This is a genomic window from Evansella cellulosilytica DSM 2522, from assembly GCF_000177235.2.
Taxonomy (GTDB): Bacteria; Bacillota; Bacilli; order Bacillales; family Salisediminibacteriaceae; genus Evansella; species Evansella cellulosilytica.
This window is the reverse complement of record NC_014829.1, coordinates 2,004,965-2,029,740: the sequence shown is the minus strand read 5'-3', so window position 1 is coordinate 2,029,740 and position 24,776 is coordinate 2,004,965. Positions and strand designations below refer to the sequence as shown.

The following is a 24,776-nucleotide window of genomic DNA, read 5'->3' as shown; positions in this document are numbered from 1 at the left end:
CACTTCTTTTTTTTAACGATATATCTTTTCTGCATTTGCTAGTTTTTCAACTTGCTCCTCTTTACCATCTTCAGCATTAATAAAAATTCTATACGTGTCATTGTTTATTACACCATAAAACTCATGACATAAAACTTCTTCACCTAATTCATTTTCAATTATTGCCAGATGATGTTCCATTACATCAAGATTAGGGTTCAACCTTTCCTCAGCTTCCTCAATCGAAAGCTCTTGAGAAAAGTCATCTCTATTGTAGTTGTGATCAAGGTATGCAATTCCTTCAAATCCGATAACGTCGCCTTCATCAAGAGCTACCTCTAAAACAACTGAATCTGAATATACTCTTACATTATCCATTAACCCGGTAAAGTTAAAAACCCCTATGTTATCATACTGCTTACTATCAACTAGTTGCATATTATCAAACCCATTAGCTTCTAAAAAGGCTTTTGCATTTTCTGACCCTTCATTTAAGCTAATTTGTTGTACATCTACATCTCTTTCGTTTAGCATCCACACAGGATGTCCACCAGTTTTTGTAATATCCATTGTAATGTTTGTACCGTGTTTTTCATCGGGGATGGTTAAACTATATGCTTCATATGCCAACCCTTCTCCCGTTTCTGTTACCTCAGCACCATCTACTGAAGACAAATCAAGAAATTTCTGAGCTACTAATAGAGCTTCTTGATCGTCGATAGAATCACCAGATAGTTTTTCTGCAATTTCTTCATCATTAGTGGATAAAGATGATGCGTCTGCACCAAAATTTACTTCACTAAAACCATCGACTTTCTCGTTTATAATATGAAATCCATTTACAATGGCATTGTCTAATGGCTCTTCTTCTGAAGCTAACGCCATTTCTACGTCCATCCACCTTAAATTGTCACGTAATACCATTGACTGTACCTTTCGCATTTCATTTTGTATTTCCCCGGATTGTTCATATAGTGATTGTAATGCCTCGTACTCATCTTCAGATAATGGATCTTGATTTAAGTCACGAATTGCGTGTCGATAGGAAAATTCACCAATTTTGTATAAATATTCTTCCGTTTTACTAAAAGGCATTAATGCTAAAGGTAATTGCCCTAAGTCATTTTGCGCTTCCGAGGTTATTCGCCACACCTCAGCCAATGATGGTGATAGTCTTTCTCTAGAATTCATCGCCAGAGTAGAACCTAATTCGTCATGTAGTAAGTCGATATTGTAAGTCAATTCATGAAAAGCTCTCTGATAGTTATTTTCTGACTTTATTAAAATCGCATTCTTCTCTTGATGCTCCTTATATCCCCAAAAGCCTGTTCCTACAATGGCTACTGCAAGTATACCTATTAGTACAGACCGTATCATATAAACACCTCCATAACTTTATTTACAAAAGATATGTTTACCAATTTGCTTTATTTGTGGTCTAGACCAAATCCACCCTGATGTTGCTGTTACAGGGTTAAAATAATATAATGCATTTCCTGATGGGTCCTGCCCATTTATGGCATCTATTACTGCTTTTCTAGCCGTTTCATTAGGAGTCATATAAATTTGTCCATCTGCAACTGCTGTAAATGCACGAGGTTCAAAAATAACGCCTGAAACAGTGTTTGGGAATATTGGACTTTGTATTCTATTAAGAATGACCGCAGCAACTGCTACTTGCCCTACATATGGTTCGCCTCTCGCTTCACCATATACAGCCTGTGCCATTAACTGAATGTCATTATCTGAAAAGCCTTCTGGCACATTAATAGCGCTAGTAATATCTGTATCATCATCTTGTGGGATGACCTCTTCCTCTGCAGGAGTTTCTGGTGTTGGCTCCGGCTCAGGTTGTGGTACTTCACCTGGTGTTTGTCCTCCACCTTCTGGAGTGGCTGGCTGTTGCCCTTCCTGTGCTGGCTGCTGCTCCTGTACTTGGTCTTGTTGTTGCTGAGTACCTTCCTGAGGTTGCTGCTCTTGTTGCTGTGGTTGTTCCTCTTGAGGAGGAGGTTGTGTTTGTCCTCCACCTTGACTAGGCTCTTGTTTTGTTTCACCTGTTCCTTTTTGTTTTTCTCCTTGAGAACCTTTTTGAGCATCTCTACTCCCTTTAGGTCCTTTTTGAATTTCTTTTGGAGTACCTCCATAATAAGTGAATTTCCTACCTTCACGAATCATTCTGTGTACCCATTCTTTATCATAATCTGTTGATCTTTCAAGCATAGCTTTTGTGTTTTCTCCGACAAGTCCTGTAACTTCCATACCAAATTCCTGTTGATAATTTCTTACTGCCCAATAAGTACCCCAACCAAATACACCATCAATATCTCCTTCATAAAAACCAATGTATTGTAACCGGGCTTGTAACTCTACAACATCATCACCTGTTGCTCCTCTTTGAATAATTTGTTCTGAAAATGCACCACTTTGTTGAGGTGCTAACAAAAGCGTGATGCAAATAAAAACTAGCGAGATCATGATGCACAATTGCTTATTATTGATCTTCTTGTTGTACATGTGACATCCTCCTCAATTTTGCTTTATCCTCTTCACACTTCAACCTTTCAATATGGATAGTTTTATCTATTGAGGTGATTTTATACAAAAAACTAGCTATCACAGGGAAGGCGTGGATTTTCATGTGTTTTGATACTATTACCATGTATGCTTTTTATATACATTAACTTGAAGTAAAACACCTGCTTCATAAGGAAGAAAACTGTACCGGTCAAAGTGACATAAAAAAACATCATCCCTTTTTGAATGATGTTTATACTTCATTATTTTTTGTAGAAAATCTATCTATTCAGGAGTTACATCCACCTCTAATGTCGATTCGTTTCCACACGTACAACGTTTAAAGCCTGTGTCAAATCCACCCTCACTATTCGGGCGTCCCCTTAATATAAACTTTTCACCGCATTCTGTACATCGAATCGTTACTTTGTATCGAGTATGCAACTTTCTTTCACTCCTTTAAAAATACTATCTCGAATATTGGCTTGTTCCATTCTACAATTTAATTATAATATTACCATATTCAAGTATTGAATATTAGCTTGCGATATTTTTCCTTAAAATATCAGCTTGATATTGATTGGCTTTTTTTACCTTTCTCATCCCTAAAACCCATAAAAATATCATAAAAGGTACGAGGAAATAACCCCAATGATTTTGGGTCAATATGATATAATTATATAAACCATGTAAAAGAAATGGATAACAAAATGAGAAAAAAAGATACATAAAATTACTGTTATGTGTAAACTTTGCTCTTCCTAGGTAATAGCCCATCACTACTCCAAATAAAGCATGACTACTTACCGGGAAAATCGCTCGAAAAAAAGCAGTTTCAAGACCGTTAGATAATAGATATAATATATTTTCAGCAGAAGCAAAGCCTAAAGCTACTGCAGTTGCGTAAACAATACCATCGTATCGTTGATTAAAATTCACATGGTGGTACACCACGAGTACTACGATAAACCACTTTAAAAATTCTTCAATTAAAGCAGATTGAATGAATGCTTCTATTAAAACCGATTGCACAAACCCTTCTTCATGTAAAACAAACTGGATAAACATGATGGGAAAAACAAGAAGTGCACCAAACAAGAAACAACGTATAACCATATAAATAGGTTCTTGCTCAAAATCATCCTTTAAATAGAAGAAACAGAGTAACGCTATTGCAGGAGCGATTCCAACTGTAATAAGCGAAAGCATATTAGCTATTCACCTTTCTTAATAGTAATCGAAAACTTTATTTATGTCTTCATTCGCGCGTATTAAACAGATCAACTTAATCCTAGCCTTTTTACTATCATAGTCTTTTCCTAATGTAACTCCTGACTCAGAAAGGTCGTATGCACTACCCAAATAGTCATAAGTAGTATATACAGCCCCTTCCTCAGCTGCTGTTGTAATTACTATCCTAATACCTTTCTTAATTGCTTCTTGAATTTTAGGCATCATTTTCGGTGAGACTTGTCCTCTACCTACGCCTTCAATAATTATACCATCTACATTTGCTTCCATACACGCATTAATAAAAAACTCATCCGCTCCTAAGTAGGCTTTTATGATTTCTACTTTAGGAAATGATTCAGAAACTGGAATCAATTTACATTTTTTTATTGGCTTTTGATATAAATGCAATTTGTCATTATCAATAATTCCTAAATAGCCAAATCCAAATGCATTAAAACCTTGAATATTTGAAGCATGTTCTTTCTTTACATACTGTGCAGCGAAAACACGTTCGTTAAAAACAACGATAGTTCCAACATCGAGTAATTGCTCATCACAAGCTGAATAAATTGCATGGCGTAAATTAATAAATGCATCACTACCAAGTTCTTCAGGAGAACGTTGCGAACCTGTAACGACAATTGGATTAGTATTGTCGATTGTTAAATCTAAGTAATATGCAGTTTCCTCCAAAGAATCAGTCCCATGAGTAACAACAACGCCATCAACACTATTTGTTTCGAATAATTCGTTGATTTTCACTCTAATTTTATCTAAGTCCTCAAAAGTTAAGTGCATACTTGGCTTTTGAATCATCGAAATAATATGTAAATCGATATCTTTTGGTAAATCTAAAACTTCATTTAATTCTTCTCCTGTCATTGCCCCAGAATTTAAACGTCCTTCTTCATTGTGCTTACTAGCGATAGTGCCACCTGTAGTAATAATAGCAACCTTTTTCATACATGCACCTCCAGCTACACGTTATTAGAATTCACTTTATTTGCAATATCATTTGCAATTTGATCTCCATGTAATCTACCATTTTCTATAAAAATTTCATTTGCATTATTTCCAGCAGCAATAACTCCAGCCACATAAATATTTTCAACATTAGTTTCCATTGTTTCATTATTAAACATTGGACGACCAGTACTACCTTCCACCTTCACTCCCATCTTTTTTAAAAAGGAATGATCAGGGTGGTAACCAGTCATAGCAAAAACGAAGTTTGCTGGCCTTTCACTCAAAGTATTGTTCTGATTTATAATAATCGTATTTTCCTTTATTTCGTGTATTGTAGTATTAAAAAACATATCAATTTTTTCATGCTTTATTAATGAAGTGAATTCTGGTAATATCCAAGGTTTTACACTTGTTGAGTAATCAGAGCCTCGATAATACACAGAAACACGCGCCCCAGCTTTTTCTAGTTCTAAAGCGGCATCTACAGCAGAGTTTTTTCCACCTATAACAGCAACATCTTGATCAAAAAAGGGGTGAGCCTCTTTAAAATAATGATACACATGCGGCTTTGTCTCACCTTTTACCCCCATATAATTAGGGGAGTCATAATAACCGGTCGCAATGATCAAGTAGCGGGTAGCATATTTTTTTTCAGTTCCATTAATATCAACAGATGTTACATGAAAGGTTGAGGGATCATCTTTCTCAACGTGAATTACTTTTTCAAAAGAATGAATACGCAACCTCTTTTCTTTTACTACTTGTCGATAATAAACGAGCGCTTCATTTCTTTTAGGTTTTCTTTCTGTACTATAAAAAGGAATATCCCCTATTGATAATTTCTCACTAGTACTAAAGAATTGTTGATGAGTAGGATAATGATAAAGTGCATTCACGATATTCCCTTTTTCTATAATTAAAGTATCAATTCCCTTATTATTTAATGCTATTGCTGCAGATAAACCACATGGTCCTGCTCCTATAATTATTGCTTGTTCCATATTCATATTACACACCTCTTTAGGAAACTCTCTTTTTATTGTGATCATACTTTTTCATTATCTAGTTTATCTGTTATGTACTTGTAAATCCACTGACTAAGCTTATACTTTTTCTCCATGAACAACTACACTAACAAGAAGTGGTTATATTAAACTGTAAAAAAGAGGCTGCCTAAAGGTAACGAGCCTTCAGACACCTCCTTTTTAGAAAAAACTCCAACAAGATTATGGAGTTTTTATGAGAAATATTTATTTAATTGCTTCATTGCGTTGTTCCTTATAATCACTTTACCGTATTCTTCTAATCGGTATGCTGTAACTGTTGCGGTATCGCCGAATTCTAAAACCATTGATACGAAAGTATCAACATCTAGCGGTCGTGCATCACGTTCATCGAATGAAAGAATATAACCATCTTCAAAGTGATATAATTTACCAGCAGCAATACCGATTCGGTTTAACTCTTTAGATAACTGAATAACATCTTCGATACATTCAAAACGGAACAATAAATTATTGTTATTTACGTCCAAAGTAATTTGTAATTCAATAAAGGAATCATCAAACGTATCACTTTCTTCATCTGAGATCGTAACAATTACAATCATACCTTGTGATGGTAACGCAAAGACCTCAACTATTACTGGACCTTCTGCATCAAACCCTAGTTCGTCACTTGCTTCATTTATCATATCCCTAAATAGATCGTGCACTTTAGGCACATCCATCCAAATTTCGTCTTTTGATATTCCTCTATCATACAGATCATCAAAGCTTAAAAATATTTTTATTTTGTCAGATGCTAACCGCTCCAAGCGCATGGTCGGTCCTCCTCGATTGTACCATTAAGGTGGAATTCGAATACTCTTTGCAAGAGATACTTCTTTATTGATAAACTATGTATGAAGCATGTTTTTGGTTCAACCGAATGCCTACAATCTGTTTTAAATTCCTTTTTCCGTTTGAAGCCAACCCTCCCAATCATCAAAGTCTCCGATGTAATATTTATTGCTTACTTCCTTTTCTCCTTTAAAAGCTTGTCCGCCAATGCCCACTTTAATATCAGAATATGATTTATCAATTTTCTTTGCCAATTCCATTGTGGCAGCTATATTTTCTTCCATTGTACAAGATAATACGACCATTTTAGGAAGTACATCGCTTACGACATTGAATAAATCATCTTGCGGAATCCCACTTCCTAAATATACTGTATCGTAGCCTTTCCTTTTTAAATAGAGTGTAAAAATTAATAACCCCATTTCGTGAAGTTCTCCTGGACCACATACACACAGAACTTTAGGTAAGTAACGATTTACTGGCAATTGATGTAACACCATTCCAATTTTCGTTCTTAAATAACTTGTAACAAAATGCTCATGAGCTACAGTTATTTCCCCTCTTTCCCACTTATCACCAACATCGATTAACAATTCACCTAATATCTTAATAACAATCTTTTCTATAGAAAACATTGCAAATATTTGATCAAGTTGCTGATTACTTTTCTGTTCATCAAACTCTAATAATGAAATTAAAAGATCGTTACGCAGTTGGATGACCTTATCATCGATTTCAAGATTACTCTCGTTCTCCTTAAAATCCTCAGCCAAATACAATTCCACAGCTTGTCCAATAGTGATGCCTCTGTTTACTTTATCGATCAGCCATTTTAAAATGCTAACTTGCTGTTCAGTATATAATCTATGTCCTGCTTTATTTCTTCTTGGTTCAATAATTTTATAGCGTCGTTCCCATGCTCTTAATGTTCCAGGTTGAATGGAGAGCATCTTAGAGACAGCCTTTATATTATATTTACCATCTGCTACCGTCATATAAAACACCTACTTCACAATCATCGAAATTTTTATTGCTATATCATGATGCGGACATGATGCGATACATCAAATGACTACAATCACATCAATGATGAGGATAAAAGATTAAGATGGTTCATTTCTTTTATATTTCTGTAACTTTTTTTTATAGTCAATTGTTTCCATTATAGCATAGATAATAGCGAAAATAATAACTAGTAAAGTAGCTATGTGATAAGCAAAGAGAAGGAGAATAATCAATATAAAATACACTCCTTGCTCAAATTTACTTATTGTTTATTAACCTCCATTTTACAGGAGACATACATGCTATTACAACTGCGCATAATGCATTAGCTGCAATACTTGCTTAAGTAATAGCGTTAATACACCCTCAGCATTTAAATCTCTAACGGTAATCGGCTCATCTTCCGTTGAATAAAACGAAGGCTCTCTCAATGCAATGATTGCATTTTCTCCAATTTTATTTAATGCTTGTCCTAACCCAACTGTTACAGTTGATTTTCCTTCCCCGGCTTTAGTAGGGTTTATGGAAGTGACTAATATAATTTTCCCATCCTTCTTTTTATCGAGGCGCTTTAGTACATCCAAAGATATTTTTGCTTTGTATTTTCCGTAAGGCTCCCATTCCTCATTCGACAGTTGGAGTTTTTCTACCAATTGTGAGATGGGAAACATACTTGCTTCTTGTGCAATTTCAATATCTGATTTTACTTCGTTCATTTTTACACTCCTTTAACAGTAACTCTATTACTATTCTCAGTTTATCTTATGTAAAAAGCACATTCTTAGACAGTATAGCAGTTCTTTTCGTTGAAGTGGTGCAGAAATTATGTCACTTCCTTAACAGTATTAGCAATTCTTTTAGCTCCTACTTGTGCGAAAATACGACCACTTTTCATGTAAAAAATCGATATAAGAAAGAGGTTGCTCAATAGGTAAAATCAACCTACTAAGTCAACCTCTTGATTAAAACGATTATGCTAACACCCTTTTAAAATTACTATTGCTTAGGGTGAAATTTTTGCAACATTTCTATCCATTCTTCTACCTTCTCTTCGTTCATTTCATTCATTAATTTTTGTAAGTTTTTATTTTTTAGTAATTTTCCTTCTAAAATAATTTCCACGTTTTGTTCTACATCAAGGACAACTGCTCGTACTCGTAACACACGTGTCACTAACCCGATGATAACTGCGACTTGCTGAGGAGTAACAGGACCAAGCTCCTCCAATTTGTCATATAGTTTTTTATTTTTACGATAATTACGGCCAGTCATCCATTACACCTACTTAAGTGTTAATTCAATATAATTAACCCTGTTTTTCCAGTAATCGATTCTCGCTTTGCTATCCCAAATATAAAAGATAAAGCTAGCACTATCGCGATAATTGTTAAGATGATATCATGACCATTTTCTACCGGACTTACCATTTTCTCACCCTTTCTTATCGTTACTGGCATCACTGTATTATATGTAAAGGGTGAAATTGTGTTTTCGTCATGAGCTATATTCCTATATTTTTACTTGTGATATAAGTTAATATTATACTTATTTTTTAATTCGTGATACTGCGCTATCCTTTTCATTTCTAAATCATTTGAACTCCAAATATCAGATGATCTGTCTATAACATCCTCTTTTAGAGCATCAAAATCTTTCTCTGCTTTTTCATACTTTTTAGAACGCGCATCAAAAAAATAAAAAGCTACGAAAACTGCAACAATCCAAAGAAGTATAATCGGATCTGCTAATATAAAAGATAAATACGAGCTGATTGCCTCCCCTGTTGTAAGTTTAATGACAATATATATAAATCCTGCTAAAAGTACAGTAAGGAATAGTGAGCCATATTTCATCATTTTTTTTTCAGCAATTTCTTCTTTTTCCTTTGCTTCAATTAATGCTTTTATTATCACCTCATGATATTCTTTCACTTCTCCCATAAGTAGCCCCCCTTGCTAATGAATTAATACATTATATGCAAGAAGGACATGTTATTACCTAAAATTAATAAATAAACAAAGAATAACTGACGATTAGTAATACTAAAAGAAAAAAAAGAATAAATAATATCTTCACTAAAGATAAACGTTTTTTTTCTTTCGATATCTCCTTTTTCCTTATTTTATGTTCCGTTCTTTTCCCTACTGTTTTCCTTTGACTACGTGGAGGTAATTGGGAAGCTTCCACTTCCTCCTGTTTATATTCTAATACTGATTCTACGTTATCTGTATTTAGCTTATGCTTTTTTTTTCTATTCTTTGCTTCATTACGCGGTGGAAATTCTGACATTCCACTACCTCCTTTAAAGAATTAAAACTTATATATTTTATACCTTATGGCTAATCCGAGTAATAAGTCGATGACAATATGAGAAACGATTACAGTTAATAAATTACCCGTATAAATAAATAGTAGCCCTAATAAAAAACTAAGCCCGATTGTAAAAGAAAATAAAAAGAAATTTTGTAAATATCTAATATGAATAAGTGCAAAAAGTAATGATGCTGGTATAATACCAAAACTTGCTTGTAAAACCCCTCTAAATAACAATTCTTCGCTAATTCCTACAATAGAAGCAATAATAAGAATATGGATAGGGGATCGTTTTTGAAATACTCGTTCATTAACACCACCATCATCTAGCCAGGATCTCGGAACAACTTTTACTAATAATAGTTCGATAACGACAATAATTAGTGCGACAAAACCGCCTAATAAAGCATGCTTCCATTCCCAAAAGAATAATGTGAATACAAAAAACCAATCACCTTGTATGATGCGACTTAATAAAAATACGGCTACAATAATAATGAATTGCGTAATGTAAAGGTTAAGTAATAATTCTTTATCAGTAAGCCTTTTTACTATTTCTGCTTGTTTTGACACCACTAAACCTCCGTGAAAGTAAGTAATATTCTATCTAATTCTTCTTGCCATGTACCTTTTTTTAGTTCTTGAATCGCATTTTTTTTCTTACTATTAAATATACTGGAAACATGTAAACCGCAGGAAGAACAACAAGGTGATGTCTTACTAGTAAGTGACTCGTTAAAGTATTTTAAAATCTCTTTCCTAATACATGAATCTCGTTTTAGCAACTCTTGAAAATAATAAAATTTTGTTTTCTTCATTTTTTTCCTTGCATGAAAATATGATTGCAGCTTATTTAACAAAACCTCATTTATGAGATTAACATTTATATCTCCATTATCATGAAGTACATTCGAAATTTCTAAGTAATATAAAAACATTCGCCATTTAGTTTCGTTATCAATAAAATGATGTTTAATGTTGTCGACCTTCACGAATGGACCATGTTCTCTACTGTAATGGTGTAATAATGAAAACCAAGACTTTAATTCTTGATCTTCTGGATACTCCATATCTATAAATGATAATGGTACACGTCTATCTTCTTTACAGTGCAAAAGTAGCGCAACAGCATTATCATTATCTCTTCCTGCTCTACCTACTTCTTGGACGTATTGCTCTAATGAAACAGGAATATTTAGATGGATAACTGTTCTAATATTTGGTTTGTTGATTCCCATTCCAAATGCGTTAGTACAACAAATTACACTTACTTCATCTTTAATAAATTGGTGCTGAACTAATAATCTATCTTCCTTTGTCATACCACCATGGTAATACGCCACATCATCTGTCCCTTTAATACGGAGATCCTCGGAAAGTTCTTCTGCTTCCTTTCTCGTAGCAGTATAAATAATGGTTGGTTTTTGTAATGTCTCTAACAATTCATATAGCCGTTCCATTTTATGTTTACTCGTTTTTACTTCTTCAAAAACAAACTTAATTTCTTGTCTATTAACCGAAAAGCGGTGAACAATTGGCGAGCTTAGAGCTAGTTTATTGATAATATCTTCTTCAACTTGCTTCGTCGCAGTAGCAGTAACTGCCAAACATGGTGGGTGATGTAACATCTGTTTAATGTTACTTAAGCGTAAATAATCTGTACGAAACTCATGTCCCCACTGGGAAATACAATGTGCTTCGTCGATCACAAATAAGCCAACATGTATATGGCTTAACCGTTGTAAAACTCTTTCATTCATCAGCATTTCAGGCGATATAAACAAAATAGATTGTTCATGCAAGGAGTGGAGTACGTTCATCTTTTCGTTAAAGGATAATAACCCATTCAACTGGACTACATTTTTATCACCTTTCGCACGTAACTGGTGAACTTGGTCCTCCATTAATGATAATAGTGGAGATACAACAATCGTCAATCCTTTTATAATTTTAGCTGGGTAATGATAACACAATGTTTTTCCAGCACCTGTAGGTAATATCGCTACCACATCATTACCTTTCAATACAGATTCTATCACTTCTCTTTGCCCGATTCTAAATTCTCGATAACCAAAATTTTCGGTCAAAAATTGTTCCATGTTTATAGCCACTTAATTGTTCTCCTCCATCTTTGTTAAAGCTAAACGTATTTGAAAGTAATTGATCTCACAAGGAAGCTTTTCTTTAATTGCTCTTAACTTTTTTGTTCCTAACCTATTGGATATCAGTATAATCTCTTCCATTTGTTCAGCTGAAATAAAAGATTCGTAGTCAAATAACGGGTCAAACAAGGCAAGCTCGATGACATGATCTTCTATCGTGCTTTCCTTTAAATTTCTAATCTCACTTACCTCTTTCATTGTTTTCCCTATATCTAATAGCTTCTTTGACTCAGTTGCACTCGCTGTCAACAGTTGTATATTATTCAACACTGGTATGAATTTTTTTAGAAAAGTGTAGTCACTATTACTTTTCACTTCATGTATGAGACGATGTAGTATCGAATGGAAGTATATCTTTGTATAGAGTGGATCATTTTGATATAAGTGACTTAGCTGAGAATATGTTTTCCCTGTTTTATAAGGGCTCGTTAATCTGCTGACAAACAGTTCAGCTTCTTCATTGGATAGATTTAATAAAAATTGTTTTATCTCTTTATGCAAGTTTATACTTATCTCTTGATACGTCGAACTGGAATGAGTCAAATAGCTTTTCACCCATCTTTGTGTGTTCATTTTATACGTTACTGGTATAAATGTGTATTGCTTTATATTTACATAGGAAAGGGTTTGAATCGTTAGTGATAACCTTTCCCAAAAAAAGTTTGTTAAACCGTTCCATTCAAATCTACTGGCATTATAGCTTTTTGGCAGATGGAATATATCATCTAATGCTCTTAACTTCAATTCTCCATTTTTAGTAAGTATTACAGCACGTTTTTCCAACATTACAAGGTCATTTATTACTAGTTTACGTATCGCTTCTTCATACGCTTGTCTACTCATTTCTTTCATACTACCAACTATTTGTGTACATTGAAAAAGGAAAGCATCTTGTATCGTTTGTGCAGAGCGCTTTCCAGTAAGCAAATGAAAAATACCACTACTCGATCTTTGCCCATCTATTTTTTTTATTATTTTCAATAGTAGCCAACTAAAATAATTCATAGTAAACTCCTTGGTATATATGCATTATATGTATATATTATAATAGAGCTAGCTGTTTCAAGCCACAACAAACCCCTATATGATAAGCATTCTCAATCACTTTTTTATTGAAATGTATTGTTAGAACATTTACAATAAAATAAGAAAGGACATTTCAAATGATATGAAGTCCTTCAAATCATCCTTTATCGTATATATAGAGAGTAATAAAGGAATAATATATTTCATATTAATGGGAGGTTTTGGGTTATGGCAAAGTACACTATTGTTGACAAAGACACATGTATAGCTTGTGGTGCATGTGGGGCAGCAGCGCCTGATATTTATGACTATGATGATGACGGTATTGCATTTGTAATTCTTGATGATAATCAAGGAACAACAGAGGTACCTGAAGATCTATATGAAGATATGGAAGACGCACTAGATGGTTGTCCTACTGATTCCATCAAAATTGCAGAAGAGCCTTTTGATGGAGATGCATTAAAATTTGAATAAATGATACTTAAACCACCGAATCCTTCGGTGGTTTTCATTTTTAATCAAAGATAAGACGAATCTTATGTAGTTAATTCATTAAAATCTTTTTTTAACACAATACGGTCTTTTTTTATATCCACGTATTGCTCTTTTTCCCACTTTTTTAATTGCCTACTAACTGTTTCACGTGTAGAGCCAATAATATTTCCCATTTCTTGATGTGTAAGCCTTATTGTATCCCCTTGTGTTTCCTGCAAGTGAGCAATTGCCCCTATAAGTCTTGCCTCAACATTAAGGGATAGTAATTCATTTAATTTTTTTTGTAAATATATAATCTTTTTATTCATCACTTGTATCACTCTAAAGGATAACTCCGGATACGTTCTAATGAGTTTTTCAAAGCCATTAATAGGAATTGCTAGTACTATTACATCTTTTTTCGCTTTAGCTGATCCTGGGTAAGGAGAGTGGTCAAAAAAACCTGTATGAGGAAAAACCTCTCCTTCACTTAATACATTAATTAAACTTTCTTCGCCATCCTCTGTTAATTTACTAATTAAAATTGTCCCTTCACCTAAAACATATATATACGATTTCTGTTCCCCTTCTAGAAACAAGATATCCTTATCTTTTAATTGTTTCTCGCGACTCATTTTAAGTAAAGAAGACAGCGCTTTTTCATCTAAACCTTCAAATAAAGGTAATTGCTTTAAATGCTTTAACCACTTTTTCAAAAAAACGCCTCCAAAAATAACATCTTTATTACTCTCATTATAGTCAATAAATCACATAAGAAACAACATTAAAAACATGGATAGTAAATTTTTAGCGCCGCCCCCCACTAATTCAAGGAATTAGAAGGGAAGTGCGGCGCTAATTTTCTCACTTTACAATTTTAGACCTTCTAAGGCTAACAAAACGTTGTTTGACCATATCTCACCATATGCCCTAAATGGAAGTGGATTTATACCTACCCCAACTTCAATCGTAAAACCAGGTCTTCTTGTTTCCTGTATAAACCAATCTTTATAGCCTCCATCACTATCTGCCGTTCTTTTCGGAACATACGAACTTTTTAATGATAATCTTTCCACCATTTTTTCACTTTCTTGTGGCTCCAACCCACGATAACCCCAAAATATCTCTTGACCTTGAGAATGAAATGCTAAAACATAGTCAAAATCTTCCTTAACTGTCAAATCATATATACAAATGGATTCAGGCTCTGTTAAAGGGGCTTTACCACTATAATGCCGAGGCCAAGGTTCACTAGGACTTTCGTCAGCTTCTTTCTGCCACCCAGCAGGCCATTGGTGATTTAAGTCTACCCCTCTAATGTTTGCAGACCAATGGTCAAATGTATGTGTGTACTTGTTCGTTTTATTTATAAAATCGTAATAAGGATGTTCTGGATAATTACCTTGTTGCACCAGTGCTACACCATCCGGGTTAACCATTGGAACAACATAAAGAGTCACTTCTTTAAATAATTGTCTTAAGTCCGTGCCAAAATAATCTTGGTTATTATTTGCAGAAGTAATGATATGATCTAACCATTCTGTTAATAATTTACTTGTCATCCATTCATTACCATGCCAACTACCTGAATAAAAGACTTTTTTCTTTCCATCTCCTACTTTAATAAGGCGAATAGGTTTATTAAGTATGCTTAAACCAATTGATTTAGTTTCAAGTGGAATCACATTTCGACTCATATTCCACTTGTATACATAATGTTCTATGTCTAAATGAGAAAACTCTTTTAAGCATTCACCAAAACGCTCAACGCGGTTTTCTCCCACATAAATTAATGGTAAATATATTTCATCTCCTGGATAAATATAAGACTGACTATTTAACAAATGGGGGTTACAATCTAAAATGTCCTTTACAAAAATATTATTCTCCCAAGCGACTTTGTGCAAGGTATCTTCTTCTTTAACAATATACCTCTTCATGTCCACTTCACATCCTTTATCATGTTCTTACTCAATATATGAACGATGTCTTATGAACATGAGTCAAATGAAATGAAGTGATTATTCTGATTTTTTAATTTAGACAGAGGATTATTATATATGGTACATTAAAATGGTTTGCAATCTTAATATAAGTTTATTATGTCTAGAGGTGGCGTTTATTGTTTAAGTATTTCAAGTTCAATAACTCTATTTTTATCATATCAATTGCGGTTCTTTTGATTTTAATTCTCGCACCATTCAATAAAGGTAAAATGGAGGAGCAGGTGGAAATAGACGCAGTTGTAGCAACTGTTAACGGTGAAAATATCATCTATAAAGATGTTATAAAAGTAAAAAATAGTATGCGACTTAAAAAATACAATGATCTAACCAACAACAATGAAGATAAATTAACAGAAGCTGCCATAGAACAAAGAATTATTCACCGTTTACTCATTCAAGAAGCCCAGAGACTAAATATAGAAGTTAGTGATGAAGAGGTTGCAATACAACTGCAGCTAATAAAAGAAGTGCTCCCAAGTGATTTAACACTAGAAGAAAGCTTGATTCTCCAAAACTATACAGAAGATGCTCTATTAGCTGAAATAAAAGAGCAACTCATGATCGAACGCCTTTTACTTGAATATAGCAATAACAGAGAAGAGTTAATAAACACTTTAAAAAGTGATGCAGACATTAACACACTTATAAAGGAGTAATAGAACAAAACAATGAGAGGTTGACTCAAAATGTCGAAGATTTACCATTTGAGTCAACCTCTTCTAACGCATAGTTAAGTGTTTATATTTATTTAAAGACATCTCGCCCTCTCTCATAAGGAATATCCTTTATGTTCTCTCTTGCATTAACCGCTCTAGCTGCTGCAAAGAAAAAATCGGAAAGGCGATTTAAGTATTTTATGATAACCTGAGGGATTGGTATATCATCATTAATGATTAAAACATTCCTTTCTGCCCTTCTCGTAATTGCTCTACAAACATGTAAGTTTGCTGACAATGCGTTACCACCGGGCAAAATAAACGTTTTTAACGGTGGTGCTTCATCCCAGTACGCATCGATTCTATTCTCCAAATAAGGTACAATTTCTTCGTCAGTAACAATATCTTTATTTTCCTTTACGTTTGCTAAATCCCCACCTATATCAAAAAGTTCATGTTGTATTTTTGTTAAATCTGCAAGTAAATCAGTATGCTTAGTACCGTCTAAAATAGATATACCAACACCGACAAAACAATTCAATTCGTCAATCGTACCATATGCTTCGACACGGTCATTTGTTTTTTTTACTCTTTTACCTATTAATTGTGTCTCGCCTTGGTCTCCTTTACGGGTATAAATTTTCACGCAATTCCCTCCCATTAATATCATTTTTAAATTCTAGTATTCACGCTCTTAAAGCCAAGCATAAGATGTAATATAACTTATTATACTAATAGTATTGACACAACAAAAGTTGTCATCATATTCTTTAACATCCAATATTTTAAACATGAAAAGAGGACATAGAAAAGGCTCAGTTTACCTTCTCTTGCCCTCCCTTGTTTCTTGTGGAACAAGATCTTTCTATCGATTTAGTCAGATTTTTCAACACCGTACGGTAAAAAGAAAGAAAATGTCGTTCCTTCGTTCAATTTGCTATGAACCGACACTTTTCCATGATGTGCTTCTACAATATTTTTCACGATAGCAAGTCCTAAACCTGTTCCTGCCCTACCTCTAGTTCTAGCTTTATCAGCTTTATAAAACCTTTCAAAAACAAATGGTAAATCCTCTTCAGATATGCCTATCCCCGTATCTTGAATATTCACCTTTACTCCTTGATCTAACACTTCCATTTGTAATGTAACTTCTCCACCCTCAGGTGTATGTCTTATAGCATTATCAATGAGATTGGTTAAAACTTGCTCTATCCGATCCTCATCAGCGTATACATATTGAATATTTTCTTCAATGTCACCAGATAGTTTAATACCATGTTCTTTAGCTATTCCTTGGAACTTTCTTAATACACGCTTCGTAAAGTCTGTAAAAGATATAGTTTCGACATTTAACTGAATGTGTCCCGCTTCCATTCTTGCTAAATCAAGCAACTCATTGACGAGACGTCCCATACGTAATGATTCATCGTATATAATCTGAGCTAACTCTGTTTTTTCTTCTTCTGAACTAGCAATACCATCAATAATTGCTTCACTATATCCCTGAAGCATTGATATAGGTGTTCTAAGCTCATGAGAAACATTTGCAATAAAATCTTTTCGTAACTTATCATGGAGACGTTCCTCAGTCATATCCCTTAATACAGCAACTGCACCACGAACATGCTGCTGGTCGTATAAAGGAGTCATTAATATTGCCCAACTACGTCCTTGGACATCGACTTCCCCCATCTGCTCTTTTTCTTCTTGTACGACTAAATCAAATAAATGCTGCAGCTCCCTCGGTAGCTCACCCGATTCCTCGACTTCATATTCTTGTTCATACAACCAAGCACCGATAAACTCATTTGCTGGTGGATTTGTAACCATGACAGCTCCTTCACGGTCCAATGTAATGACACCATCAGCCATCGAACTTAATATACGAGAAAGCTGTTCCTTTTCTTGGTTTAGTGCATTTAAATTAGTATTCAGAGCCCTAGCCATTTTATTGAATGCAGTTGCGAGTAATCCAATTTCATCATTCGTTAAAATTGGAATCTTTGTTTCAAAATTACCCTTTGCTACTTCCAATGAAGCCTTTCGCATCTTTCTTAACGGCGATGTTATTCGCGATGTTAAAAAGAAAGCAAAAATCGTTGTAAGGATAATCGCTAGTCCTGCAGATAAAAATATAATGTTTTTCGTTTGACTCGTTGCTCTTTCAACAATTTCAAGCGATTGATACAAATAAAGAGAAGCTGATTCGCCTGTTGATAAATGTACGGGGATTCCAACTATCATTACTTCTTCTGTATCATCGTCTATTTGAATTGGTAATGAGTAAATTCCTTGTGTTGTAATCGGAATTCTTTCATTAATGACGCGTGAAAGCTCCCGATCTTCGTAAAAGACCGAGAGTGGAAAGCTATGATCAACCGCATCTGATGATAACCAATATTCGTCCTCATTAGCTATAAGAACGGCTTTTGCTGAATAAGAATCCGAAATATTCATGACTACAGAAATACGCGCTTCATCAGTTTCCTCATCTTCTATTAACGTTGCCATTAACGTAGCATGATTCATTAACTGATTTTCAGCTTGTTCCGTATGGAATATTTCAAAATACCTTAAAAGCATGATCGTTAAGATCGTTAATACAACAGATACTAAAAGCAAAATAGTTAACCAAAGCTTTCCTACAACACTTCGCCAAAGCCACATTACTCTTTCACAGCCTCAAATTTATAACCGACTCCCCATACGGTTGAAATCATATTTGCTGCTTCTGGTGAAACTTTGTTAAGTTTTTCTCTTAGTCTTTTTATATGCGTATCGACAGTACGTAAATCTCCAAAAAATTCATAGTTCCAAACATCTTTTAATAGCTGCTCCCTCGCAAAAACTTTATCAGGAGATTGTGCTAAGTAATGTAGCAATTCATACTCTTTTGGCGTTAAATTAATATGCTTGCCATCCGCCGTAATTCTATGTGCATCATTGTCGATCGTTAAATGTGGAAACACTAGCACATCTTTAGTCGTTGTTTCAGTCTGTAAAAACTTAGTTGAAGAGGACCGTCGTAATAATGCTTTCACTCGTAAAACTACTTCTCTTGGACTAAATGGTTTTACAATATAATCATCTGTACCTGCTTCAAAGCCTTGTACACGATTGGCTTCCTCCCCTTTAGCAGTTAACATAATGATTGGTGTAGCCTTATGCTTTCTAATCTCTTCACAAACTTCAATTCCATCTATACCAGGCATCATTAAGTCTAATACAATTAAGTCATACTCATTTTCTAGTGCCATTTTCAAAGCTTTTTCACCGTTTTCAGCATCATCTACATCATAATCTTCTCTTTCTAAATACATTTTGAGAAGTCGGCGAATTCTTTCTTCATCATCAACTACAAGAATTTTAGCATCTTGTGACATCTTTTAACCCCCTCATATGCCTTCGTAACATAAATACGTTAATAATATTTAAACCTATTTTACATGATAAAATAAAGAATTGTAAGGTGTAGTATTATAGGTATAATTAAAACACCGAATCATTCGTTAAGCATAAGAATGTAACCCAGCAATAACTAAGTTCACAAAGATGAGATTAAACATAATAATAGCAAAGCCTATAACACAAAGCCATGCACTTTTCTCACCATGCCAGCCTTTTGATAAACGTAAGTGTAAGTATGCTGCGTAAAACAAAAATGTTATTAAAGCCCATACTTCCTTAGGGTCCCATCCCCAAAACCTAGTCCATGCAATTTGTGCCCATATCATAGCAAAGATTAACCCACCTAGTGTGAATACTGGAAACCCAATAGCTATTGCCCGATAACTCAGCTCATCAACTGTTTGTGGATTCACTTGTTTTAATAGCGGCTGAATAGCACCACCTATCGGCTTTCTCAATATTAACCTCAAAACGATATATAAAAATAATCCACCGATAATTGACCATAATACAGTATTTAAGTCATCACTTCTTATGATGGCTGGAGTATTTAGAAGTGGGCTCATGCGATCCTCTGTTACTAATTCAGCTTTATTAGGACCAACTAATGCTGGTTTATTGTAGACCATTACATTTTCATTGCCACGTTCGTCGATGTAATTAAATTGCGCTTCATATCCAGCTGCACCAAAACCCATTCCTAGGCTGATGTATGCAACTGTACATAGCAAAGTAAATAATATAAACTCTACGCCTTTTACCTTTTTAGATTTCACTTTAAAATCTACAACACGTAATAAATATAACAGACCTCCTGCAAAGCCAATCGCAAGAATCCCTTGTCCAAGTGAAACAGTAATAACGTGAATAGTTAGCCAGTGTGATTGTAAAGCAGGTATAAGTGGCTGTACATCACTTGGAAACATCGATGCATATGCGATAATTAACATGACAATTGGCATTGAGATAACACCTAAGTATTTCATTTTATACATTGGGTATATGACAATAAAAGCTAAGGCCATCGAAATACCTAAGAAGGTTGTGTATTCAAACATATTACTAACTGGAGCATGCTCGATAGCTATCCAACGAAGTATAAAATATACAACCGCCGCAAGTGTTCCTAATACTGCAAAAATATACCCAAAAAAACTAGATCGGTTTTTCTCATTCCCTTCACGATCTTTAAACTTCCTGCCTGTTACCGACACGGAATAAAAGATTGTTGAAGCTAAGAACATAAAAAATGAAATGTACAAAAAGTTACTGCTCCATTCAATCATCTTTACTTTTCTCTCCTTCTCGCTCCCCAGAATTCGTTTCTTCAGTTTGATCTACTGGTAACGGAATATCTGTTTCTGATAAAACTGTTTCAAAATCCTTTTTTAAAGCTTGCCAATTTTTGTTTGCATGACCAGCTAAAATAATATAACCATTCTCTTTTTGGAACCACATTCTACGATGATGCCAATAAGCACCTTGTACTAAACCTATCATAAAAATAGTACCACCAACAAATAATATTGGAAGGGTTCGATCTTTACGCACGGTTAGAGCGGTAACATCAACCATCTTAAAATCAATCATTCTAATCCGATAATCATTTTCGCCATTTAACGCCTCATTTACTTGAATACCAATCAAGCTAATTTCCCCAGTTTCCTCCTCATGGTTCATATCTGGAGAAAAGACTTCAAAAATTAATCTTGGATTATCGGGTATTTTATTAATTGTATCTGGAACCCCGTCATTAATCGTAAAGTTAGGGAAATATTCCATTAACTCGATTCGAAAACCATTATCAAACTCGTAAACTGTATCAGGTTCATATAAACTTACAGTAAACTGAATTTCTGACAGATCTATATCAGAGCTATCTTCATTTACAGCCTCTAATGTAAAAGTGAATTCTGCTAGTTCATTTTCTTTATAATCTACTTGATATAATGAAAAACTATCAAAAGTTAGTGGGTCATTCACCCTTATATTGTGTTGTTTAACTTCTTCAAGTTCGGTACCAATACCTACCGCACCATCGTCGCTTCGTCTCAGTAAAGTAGCAGCTGTTTGATAAGTTTTAACTACGGGCCTTCCAGTTCTTTCTATTGCTTCCTGGAATCGTTCATCATCTAAATCGTAGAATTCTTTTAAAAACTCATCATTTCTCAAAAAGTACTCTCCATCAGTACCTTTAATTACAACCTCATCCCCTTCACGAACCCAAATGTGCTCATCAATATACATTTCTGGGAAGTATCTTAGCATTGCCCCGATTAAGAAAATGATAATCCCAAGGTGATTAACATATGGCCCCCACCGTGAGAATCTTCCTTTTTCGGCTAAAATATTCCCATTCTCTTTACGTACTTTATACTTTTTGTTTCGCAATCCTTTTTCAATAGCTTCCATTTTTACGTCTAAGTCTTCATCACTCGAAACAAACTCCGAGTATAACCGTTGCCTTTTTAGGAATCTAGGGTGTCTTGTTACTCTCTGGTTCTTTAAAGCACGGTAAAGTGGCACAACACGATCCAAGCTCGCTATTACTAATGAAATACCTAGAGCAGCAATTAAAAGCATGTACCACCAAGAACTGTATAAGTTATGAAATCCAAGTTGGTAATATAGTTTACCTAGCGTGCCATATTCTTGCTCGTAGTACAGCGTTGCACGTTCCCCAGGTGGGATGTACATTTCTTGTGGGAAAATTGTACCAATTGCCGACGCTAATAATAATAAGACAATAATCCAAATACCAACCTTTACGGACGAAAAGAAATTCCATACTTTATCAATAACTGTTGTTTTGTATGTTTGTGATCTTCTAGCAACCCCTTCGTAACGCATATTGGCTACAGGTCCCTCTTCTTCGATTAAGGGTTTCCCGCAAGATTCGCACAAATACGTGCCATATGGGTTTAAATGACCACATTCACACTTTACCTTATCCATGTGTACCCCCCATTAATTTTCACCTGTAGGAATAATTTTGTCTAAAGAGGCGATTACCTGTTCTTCAGATTTTCCACCGATATGCCTTTCAACTACTATCCCATTTTCATCGATTAAAAAGGTAGCCGGTAAGCTTATTACACCATAAGCATCACTAATCAACATACTTCTATCAATATATAATGGATAGTGTAAATTGAAGCGATTTTGATGATTTTCTACTTGAACTGATGACTCGTCTACATTGATGGATACAATCTCCACACCTTTTTCTTTATATTCATCGTAATGATCCCTTAAGTACTGCATCTTTTCCCGACAAAATCTACAATATGTAGCCCAAAAATTTACGTAAACGCCCTTTCCTCTAAGCTCGTCAAGTTCAAGTATATTCTCGTCAAGGTCTACAACTCTAAAATTTGGTGCAATATCGCCTGAGTCAACTAATCCTCGTTCGTCTGATAGGTGATTATACATTGTGTAGATAATCGCCACTATCATCACAAGTAAAATTAATGATCGGATGATTAACCTTCTTTGCTTCATCCTTCTCCCCCATTTGTTATTTTATAATAATTTAATGTTATCACTATATAAGTGTTGTTTATATACAGTTTCTTTTTGAATTTGTGAACATTATGTGACAGCTAGTTCTCTTAACCGCTTTACTTCATGTGGTTTTAGTTCACGAAAATCTCCGGCATTTAGTCCCTTTAAGTTCAAAAAGCCATAATTCTCTCTTTTCAACTTCATCACTGGGTGTCCAATAGCTTCGAACATACGCCTTACTTGCCTGTTTCTTCCTTCGTGGATAGAAATCTCTATGATAGATGTCCCCTTTTTTTTATCAGATCTCGAAACCTTCACTTTAGCAGGAGCAGTTCTTCCATCTTCTAAATGTATACCTTTTTCTAGTTTCTTGATATCTTCCCTTAAAGGGACACCTTCTACCTTTGCAATATATGTTTTGTAGATTTCATGCTTCGGATGCATTAGCAAATTAGCAAAATCTCCATCATTCGTTAAAAGAATTAATCCTGATGTGTCGTAATCTAATCGACCTATTGGAAATATACGTTTATCTGTCGGTATAAAGTCTGTAACTACTTTCCTCCCCTTTTCATCATCGACACTCGAAATGACGCCTGTCGGTTTATATAATAAAAAGTAGATAGGTTCCTCTTTTTCAAGTGGTACGCCTTCTACAATCACTTCATCGTGCTGAAGATCGACTTTTGTACCTAACTCCGTCACTTTATTTCCATTAACTATCACTTTGCCTTCTAAAATTAGCTGTTCTGCTTTTCTTCTGGAAGTAACTCCAGCTTGTGCAATGACCTTTTGTAATCTTTCCAATACTTTCACCCCACGAGGTATATTTTTAAAGATAAACTCATATTAGTTTCGACGAAATTAATTCATTTTCAAACGTTAATTTTATCTTTTTTTGTCTCCATATACAATGATAATGCATTTATACAAATGAACAAAAAAGAAAGGATGACTCAAAAGGTCGAATTACCTTTTGAGTCATCCTCTATAAACCATAGAAATGCAGTGAAAAAAACTAATGGTGATTTTTACTAAAGTTGCAAGCTGAAGCTCCTCCATATGGGTGAGAGAGACTAGTCGGCGTCCTATCCTGAATCGAAAATTATCAACAAAGTTTAACAATTATTTAAATCTGAATCTGTGAAACTATTAAAGAAATATTATTGAAACAATGACGATCGATGCTATAATTCCAATTACATCAGCAAATAGACCGACTTTCAGAGCATCTCCCATTTTTTTTATTCCTACTGCTCCGAAGTACACTGTCAATACATAGAATGTAGTATCAGTACTCCCTTGCATTGTTGAAGCTAGCCGACCAATAAACGAATCTGGTCCGTGTGTTGCAATAAGATCACTTGTCATCCCTAAAGCCCCAGTACCTGATAACGGCCTTATCATGGCTAATGGAACGATATCGGCTGGTATACCAACAGCTTCAAGTAGTGGCCTAAATTGTGCAATGAAGAACTCCATAGCACCAGATTCCCTAAATACTGTGATTGCAACCAGCATTCCTACTAAATAAGGAATAATTGAAAAGGACATTTTCACACCCTCTTTTGCTCCTTCAACGAAAGTTTCATAGGTTGGTACTCTTTTTACAGTTCCAGATATTAATACTAATGCTATGATTAGTGGGATAATCCACATCGAAATTGTTGTTATCCATTCCATATT

27 protein-coding genes and 2 pseudogenes are annotated in these 24,776 nt (G+C 34.6%); 3 read left to right on the top strand and 26 right to left on the bottom strand.

What is annotated here, in order from left to right; translation table 11 throughout:
* Nucleotides 1-12: 12 nt before the first annotated feature.
* The 8 genes from ypeB to BCELL_RS09235 form a co-directional block, all read right to left on the bottom strand.
* Nucleotides 13-1,356, bottom strand: coding sequence for a germination protein YpeB (ypeB, locus tag BCELL_RS09265; protein ID WP_013488445.1), 1,344 nt, complete (start codon nucleotides 1,354-1,356; stop codon nucleotides 13-15).
* 18 nt (nucleotides 1,357-1,374) lie between these two features.
* Complete coding sequence (gene sleB, locus BCELL_RS09260; RefSeq protein ID WP_013488444.1) at nucleotides 1,375-2,493, bottom strand: spore cortex-lytic enzyme; 1,119 nt, start codon at nucleotides 2,491-2,493, stop codon at nucleotides 1,375-1,377.
* A 285-nt stretch (nucleotides 2,494-2,778) separates the two neighbouring features.
* Entirely contained in the window at nucleotides 2,779-2,937 is a 159-nt protein-coding gene (locus BCELL_RS22900; protein ID WP_013488443.1) for a hypothetical protein, read from the bottom strand.
* 93 nt (nucleotides 2,938-3,030) lie between these two features.
* Complete coding sequence (gene prsW / locus BCELL_RS09255) at nucleotides 3,031-3,702, bottom strand: glutamic-type intramembrane protease PrsW (protein ID WP_013488442.1); 672 nt, start codon at nucleotides 3,700-3,702, stop codon at nucleotides 3,031-3,033.
* 18 nt (nucleotides 3,703-3,720) lie between these two features.
* Entirely contained in the window at nucleotides 3,721-4,689 is a 969-nt protein-coding gene (locus BCELL_RS09250; RefSeq protein ID WP_013488441.1) for an asparaginase, read from the bottom strand.
* Nucleotides 4,690-4,703: 14 nt separating this feature from the next.
* Nucleotides 4,704-5,699 carry a YpdA family putative bacillithiol disulfide reductase gene (locus tag BCELL_RS09245; RefSeq protein WP_013488440.1) on the bottom strand — a complete coding sequence of 332 codons (996 nt, stop codon included), beginning with the start codon at nucleotides 5,697-5,699 and terminating at the stop codon, nucleotides 4,704-4,706.
* Between the two features lie 230 nt (nucleotides 5,700-5,929).
* On the bottom strand, nucleotides 5,930-6,514 hold the full coding sequence (locus BCELL_RS09240) for a genetic competence negative regulator (protein WP_013488439.1): 585 nt from the start codon (nucleotides 6,512-6,514) through the stop codon (nucleotides 5,930-5,932).
* Between the two features lie 123 nt (nucleotides 6,515-6,637).
* Nucleotides 6,638-7,528 carry a MerR family transcriptional regulator gene (locus BCELL_RS09235; protein ID WP_013488437.1) on the bottom strand — a complete coding sequence of 297 codons (891 nt, stop codon included), beginning with the start codon at nucleotides 7,526-7,528 and terminating at the stop codon, nucleotides 6,638-6,640.
* Nucleotides 7,529-7,809: 281 nt separating this feature from the next.
* Here BCELL_RS09235 and BCELL_RS23325 point away from each other — a divergent pair.
* Nucleotides 7,810-7,878: pseudogene (locus BCELL_RS23325) on the top strand (formate--tetrahydrofolate ligase); the annotation flags it as partial.
* 64 nt (nucleotides 7,879-7,942) lie between these two features.
* Here BCELL_RS23325 and BCELL_RS09230 read toward each other — a convergent pair.
* The 8 genes and pseudogenes from BCELL_RS09230 to BCELL_RS09200 all read right to left on the bottom strand — a co-directional run.
* Nucleotides 7,943-8,254, bottom strand: a pseudogene (locus BCELL_RS09230) (formate--tetrahydrofolate ligase); the annotation flags it as partial.
* Nucleotides 8,255-8,534: 280 nt separating this feature from the next.
* A complete protein-coding gene (locus BCELL_RS09225) occupies nucleotides 8,535-8,810 on the bottom strand; it encodes a hypothetical protein (protein WP_013488435.1) in 276 nt (91 codons plus the stop codon).
* A gap of 20 nt (nucleotides 8,811-8,830) precedes the next feature.
* Nucleotides 8,831-8,965, bottom strand: a complete 135-nt coding sequence (locus BCELL_RS23180) for a hypothetical protein (RefSeq protein ID WP_013488434.1) — start codon at nucleotides 8,963-8,965, stop codon at nucleotides 8,831-8,833.
* Between the two features lie 90 nt (nucleotides 8,966-9,055).
* Nucleotides 9,056-9,478 carry a YpbF family protein gene (locus BCELL_RS09220; RefSeq protein WP_013488433.1) on the bottom strand — a complete coding sequence of 141 codons (423 nt, stop codon included), beginning with the start codon at nucleotides 9,476-9,478 and terminating at the stop codon, nucleotides 9,056-9,058.
* A gap of 64 nt (nucleotides 9,479-9,542) precedes the next feature.
* Complete coding sequence (locus BCELL_RS09215) at nucleotides 9,543-9,827, bottom strand: hypothetical protein (RefSeq protein ID WP_013488432.1); 285 nt, start codon at nucleotides 9,825-9,827, stop codon at nucleotides 9,543-9,545.
* A 21-nt stretch (nucleotides 9,828-9,848) separates the two neighbouring features.
* The gene (locus BCELL_RS09210) at nucleotides 9,849-10,424 is read right to left on the bottom strand and encodes a type II CAAX endopeptidase family protein (protein WP_013488431.1); all 576 of its coding nucleotides are present in this window, start codon (nucleotides 10,422-10,424) and stop codon (nucleotides 9,849-9,851) included.
* A 2-nt stretch (nucleotides 10,425-10,426) separates the two neighbouring features.
* On the bottom strand, nucleotides 10,427-11,962 hold the full coding sequence (locus BCELL_RS09205) for a RecQ family ATP-dependent DNA helicase (RefSeq protein ID WP_013488430.1): 1,536 nt from the start codon (nucleotides 11,960-11,962) through the stop codon (nucleotides 10,427-10,429).
* Nucleotides 11,963-13,018, bottom strand: a complete 1,056-nt coding sequence (locus tag BCELL_RS09200) for a YpbB family protein (RefSeq protein ID WP_013488429.1) — start codon at nucleotides 13,016-13,018, stop codon at nucleotides 11,963-11,965. It abuts the gene before it with no gap.
* A 249-nt stretch (nucleotides 13,019-13,267) separates the two neighbouring features.
* Here BCELL_RS09200 and BCELL_RS09195 point away from each other — a divergent pair, with 249 nt between their 5' ends.
* Nucleotides 13,268-13,516 (top strand): ferredoxin, encoded by a 249-nt coding sequence (locus BCELL_RS09195; RefSeq protein ID WP_013488428.1) that lies wholly within the window; start codon nucleotides 13,268-13,270, stop codon nucleotides 13,514-13,516.
* A 62-nt stretch (nucleotides 13,517-13,578) separates the two neighbouring features.
* Here the strand turns inward: BCELL_RS09195 and BCELL_RS09190 are convergent, their stop codons facing one another.
* Nucleotides 13,579-14,232, bottom strand: a complete 654-nt coding sequence (locus BCELL_RS09190) for a Crp/Fnr family transcriptional regulator (protein WP_013488427.1) — start codon at nucleotides 14,230-14,232, stop codon at nucleotides 13,579-13,581.
* 153 nt (nucleotides 14,233-14,385) lie between these two features.
* Nucleotides 14,386-15,456 (bottom strand): M14 family metallopeptidase, encoded by a 1,071-nt coding sequence (locus tag BCELL_RS09185; RefSeq protein ID WP_013488426.1) that lies wholly within the window; start codon nucleotides 15,454-15,456, stop codon nucleotides 14,386-14,388.
* A 182-nt stretch (nucleotides 15,457-15,638) separates the two neighbouring features.
* Between BCELL_RS09185 and BCELL_RS09180 the strand changes: the two genes are divergently transcribed.
* Nucleotides 15,639-16,178 (top strand): SurA N-terminal domain-containing protein, encoded by a 540-nt coding sequence (locus tag BCELL_RS09180; RefSeq protein WP_013488425.1) that lies wholly within the window; start codon nucleotides 15,639-15,641, stop codon nucleotides 16,176-16,178.
* Nucleotides 16,179-16,266: 88 nt separating this feature from the next.
* Here the strand turns inward: BCELL_RS09180 and BCELL_RS09175 are convergent, their stop codons facing one another.
* The 8 genes from BCELL_RS09175 to BCELL_RS09140 all read right to left on the bottom strand — a co-directional run bounded on the left by BCELL_RS09175 (nucleotide 16,267) and on the right by BCELL_RS09140 (nucleotide 24,773).
* Nucleotides 16,267-16,824: a cob(I)yrinic acid a,c-diamide adenosyltransferase gene (locus BCELL_RS09175; protein ID WP_013488424.1), complete on the bottom strand. Its 558-nt coding sequence runs from the start codon at nucleotides 16,822-16,824 to the stop codon at nucleotides 16,267-16,269.
* A gap of 227 nt (nucleotides 16,825-17,051) precedes the next feature.
* Nucleotides 17,052-18,845, bottom strand: coding sequence for an ATP-binding protein (locus BCELL_RS09170; protein WP_013488423.1), 1,794 nt, complete (start codon nucleotides 18,843-18,845; stop codon nucleotides 17,052-17,054).
* Nucleotides 18,845-19,561 (bottom strand): response regulator transcription factor, encoded by a 717-nt coding sequence (locus BCELL_RS09165; protein ID WP_013488422.1) that lies wholly within the window; start codon nucleotides 19,559-19,561, stop codon nucleotides 18,845-18,847. Before BCELL_RS09165 ends, BCELL_RS09170 begins: the two co-directional genes overlap by 1 nt.
* A 126-nt stretch (nucleotides 19,562-19,687) precedes the next feature.
* Nucleotides 19,688-20,872: a c-type cytochrome biogenesis protein CcsB gene (gene ccsB / locus BCELL_RS09160; protein ID WP_013488421.1), complete on the bottom strand. Its 1,185-nt coding sequence runs from the start codon at nucleotides 20,870-20,872 to the stop codon at nucleotides 19,688-19,690.
* Nucleotides 20,865-22,541, bottom strand: coding sequence for a cytochrome c biogenesis protein ResB (resB, locus tag BCELL_RS09155; RefSeq protein WP_013488420.1), 1,677 nt, complete (start codon nucleotides 22,539-22,541; stop codon nucleotides 20,865-20,867). Before resB ends, ccsB begins: the two co-directional genes overlap by 8 nt.
* A gap of 12 nt (nucleotides 22,542-22,553) precedes the next feature.
* Nucleotides 22,554-23,087: a thiol-disulfide oxidoreductase ResA gene (gene resA, locus BCELL_RS09150; RefSeq protein ID WP_013488419.1), complete on the bottom strand. Its 534-nt coding sequence runs from the start codon at nucleotides 23,085-23,087 to the stop codon at nucleotides 22,554-22,556.
* A 90-nt stretch (nucleotides 23,088-23,177) separates the two neighbouring features.
* Nucleotides 23,178-23,897, bottom strand: coding sequence for a pseudouridine synthase (locus BCELL_RS09145; protein ID WP_041808194.1), 720 nt, complete (start codon nucleotides 23,895-23,897; stop codon nucleotides 23,178-23,180).
* 345 nt (nucleotides 23,898-24,242) lie between these two features.
* Nucleotides 24,243-24,773, bottom strand: a complete 531-nt coding sequence (locus tag BCELL_RS09140) for a spore maturation protein (RefSeq protein WP_013488417.1) — start codon at nucleotides 24,771-24,773, stop codon at nucleotides 24,243-24,245.
* Between the last annotated feature and the right edge of the window lie 3 nt (nucleotides 24,774-24,776).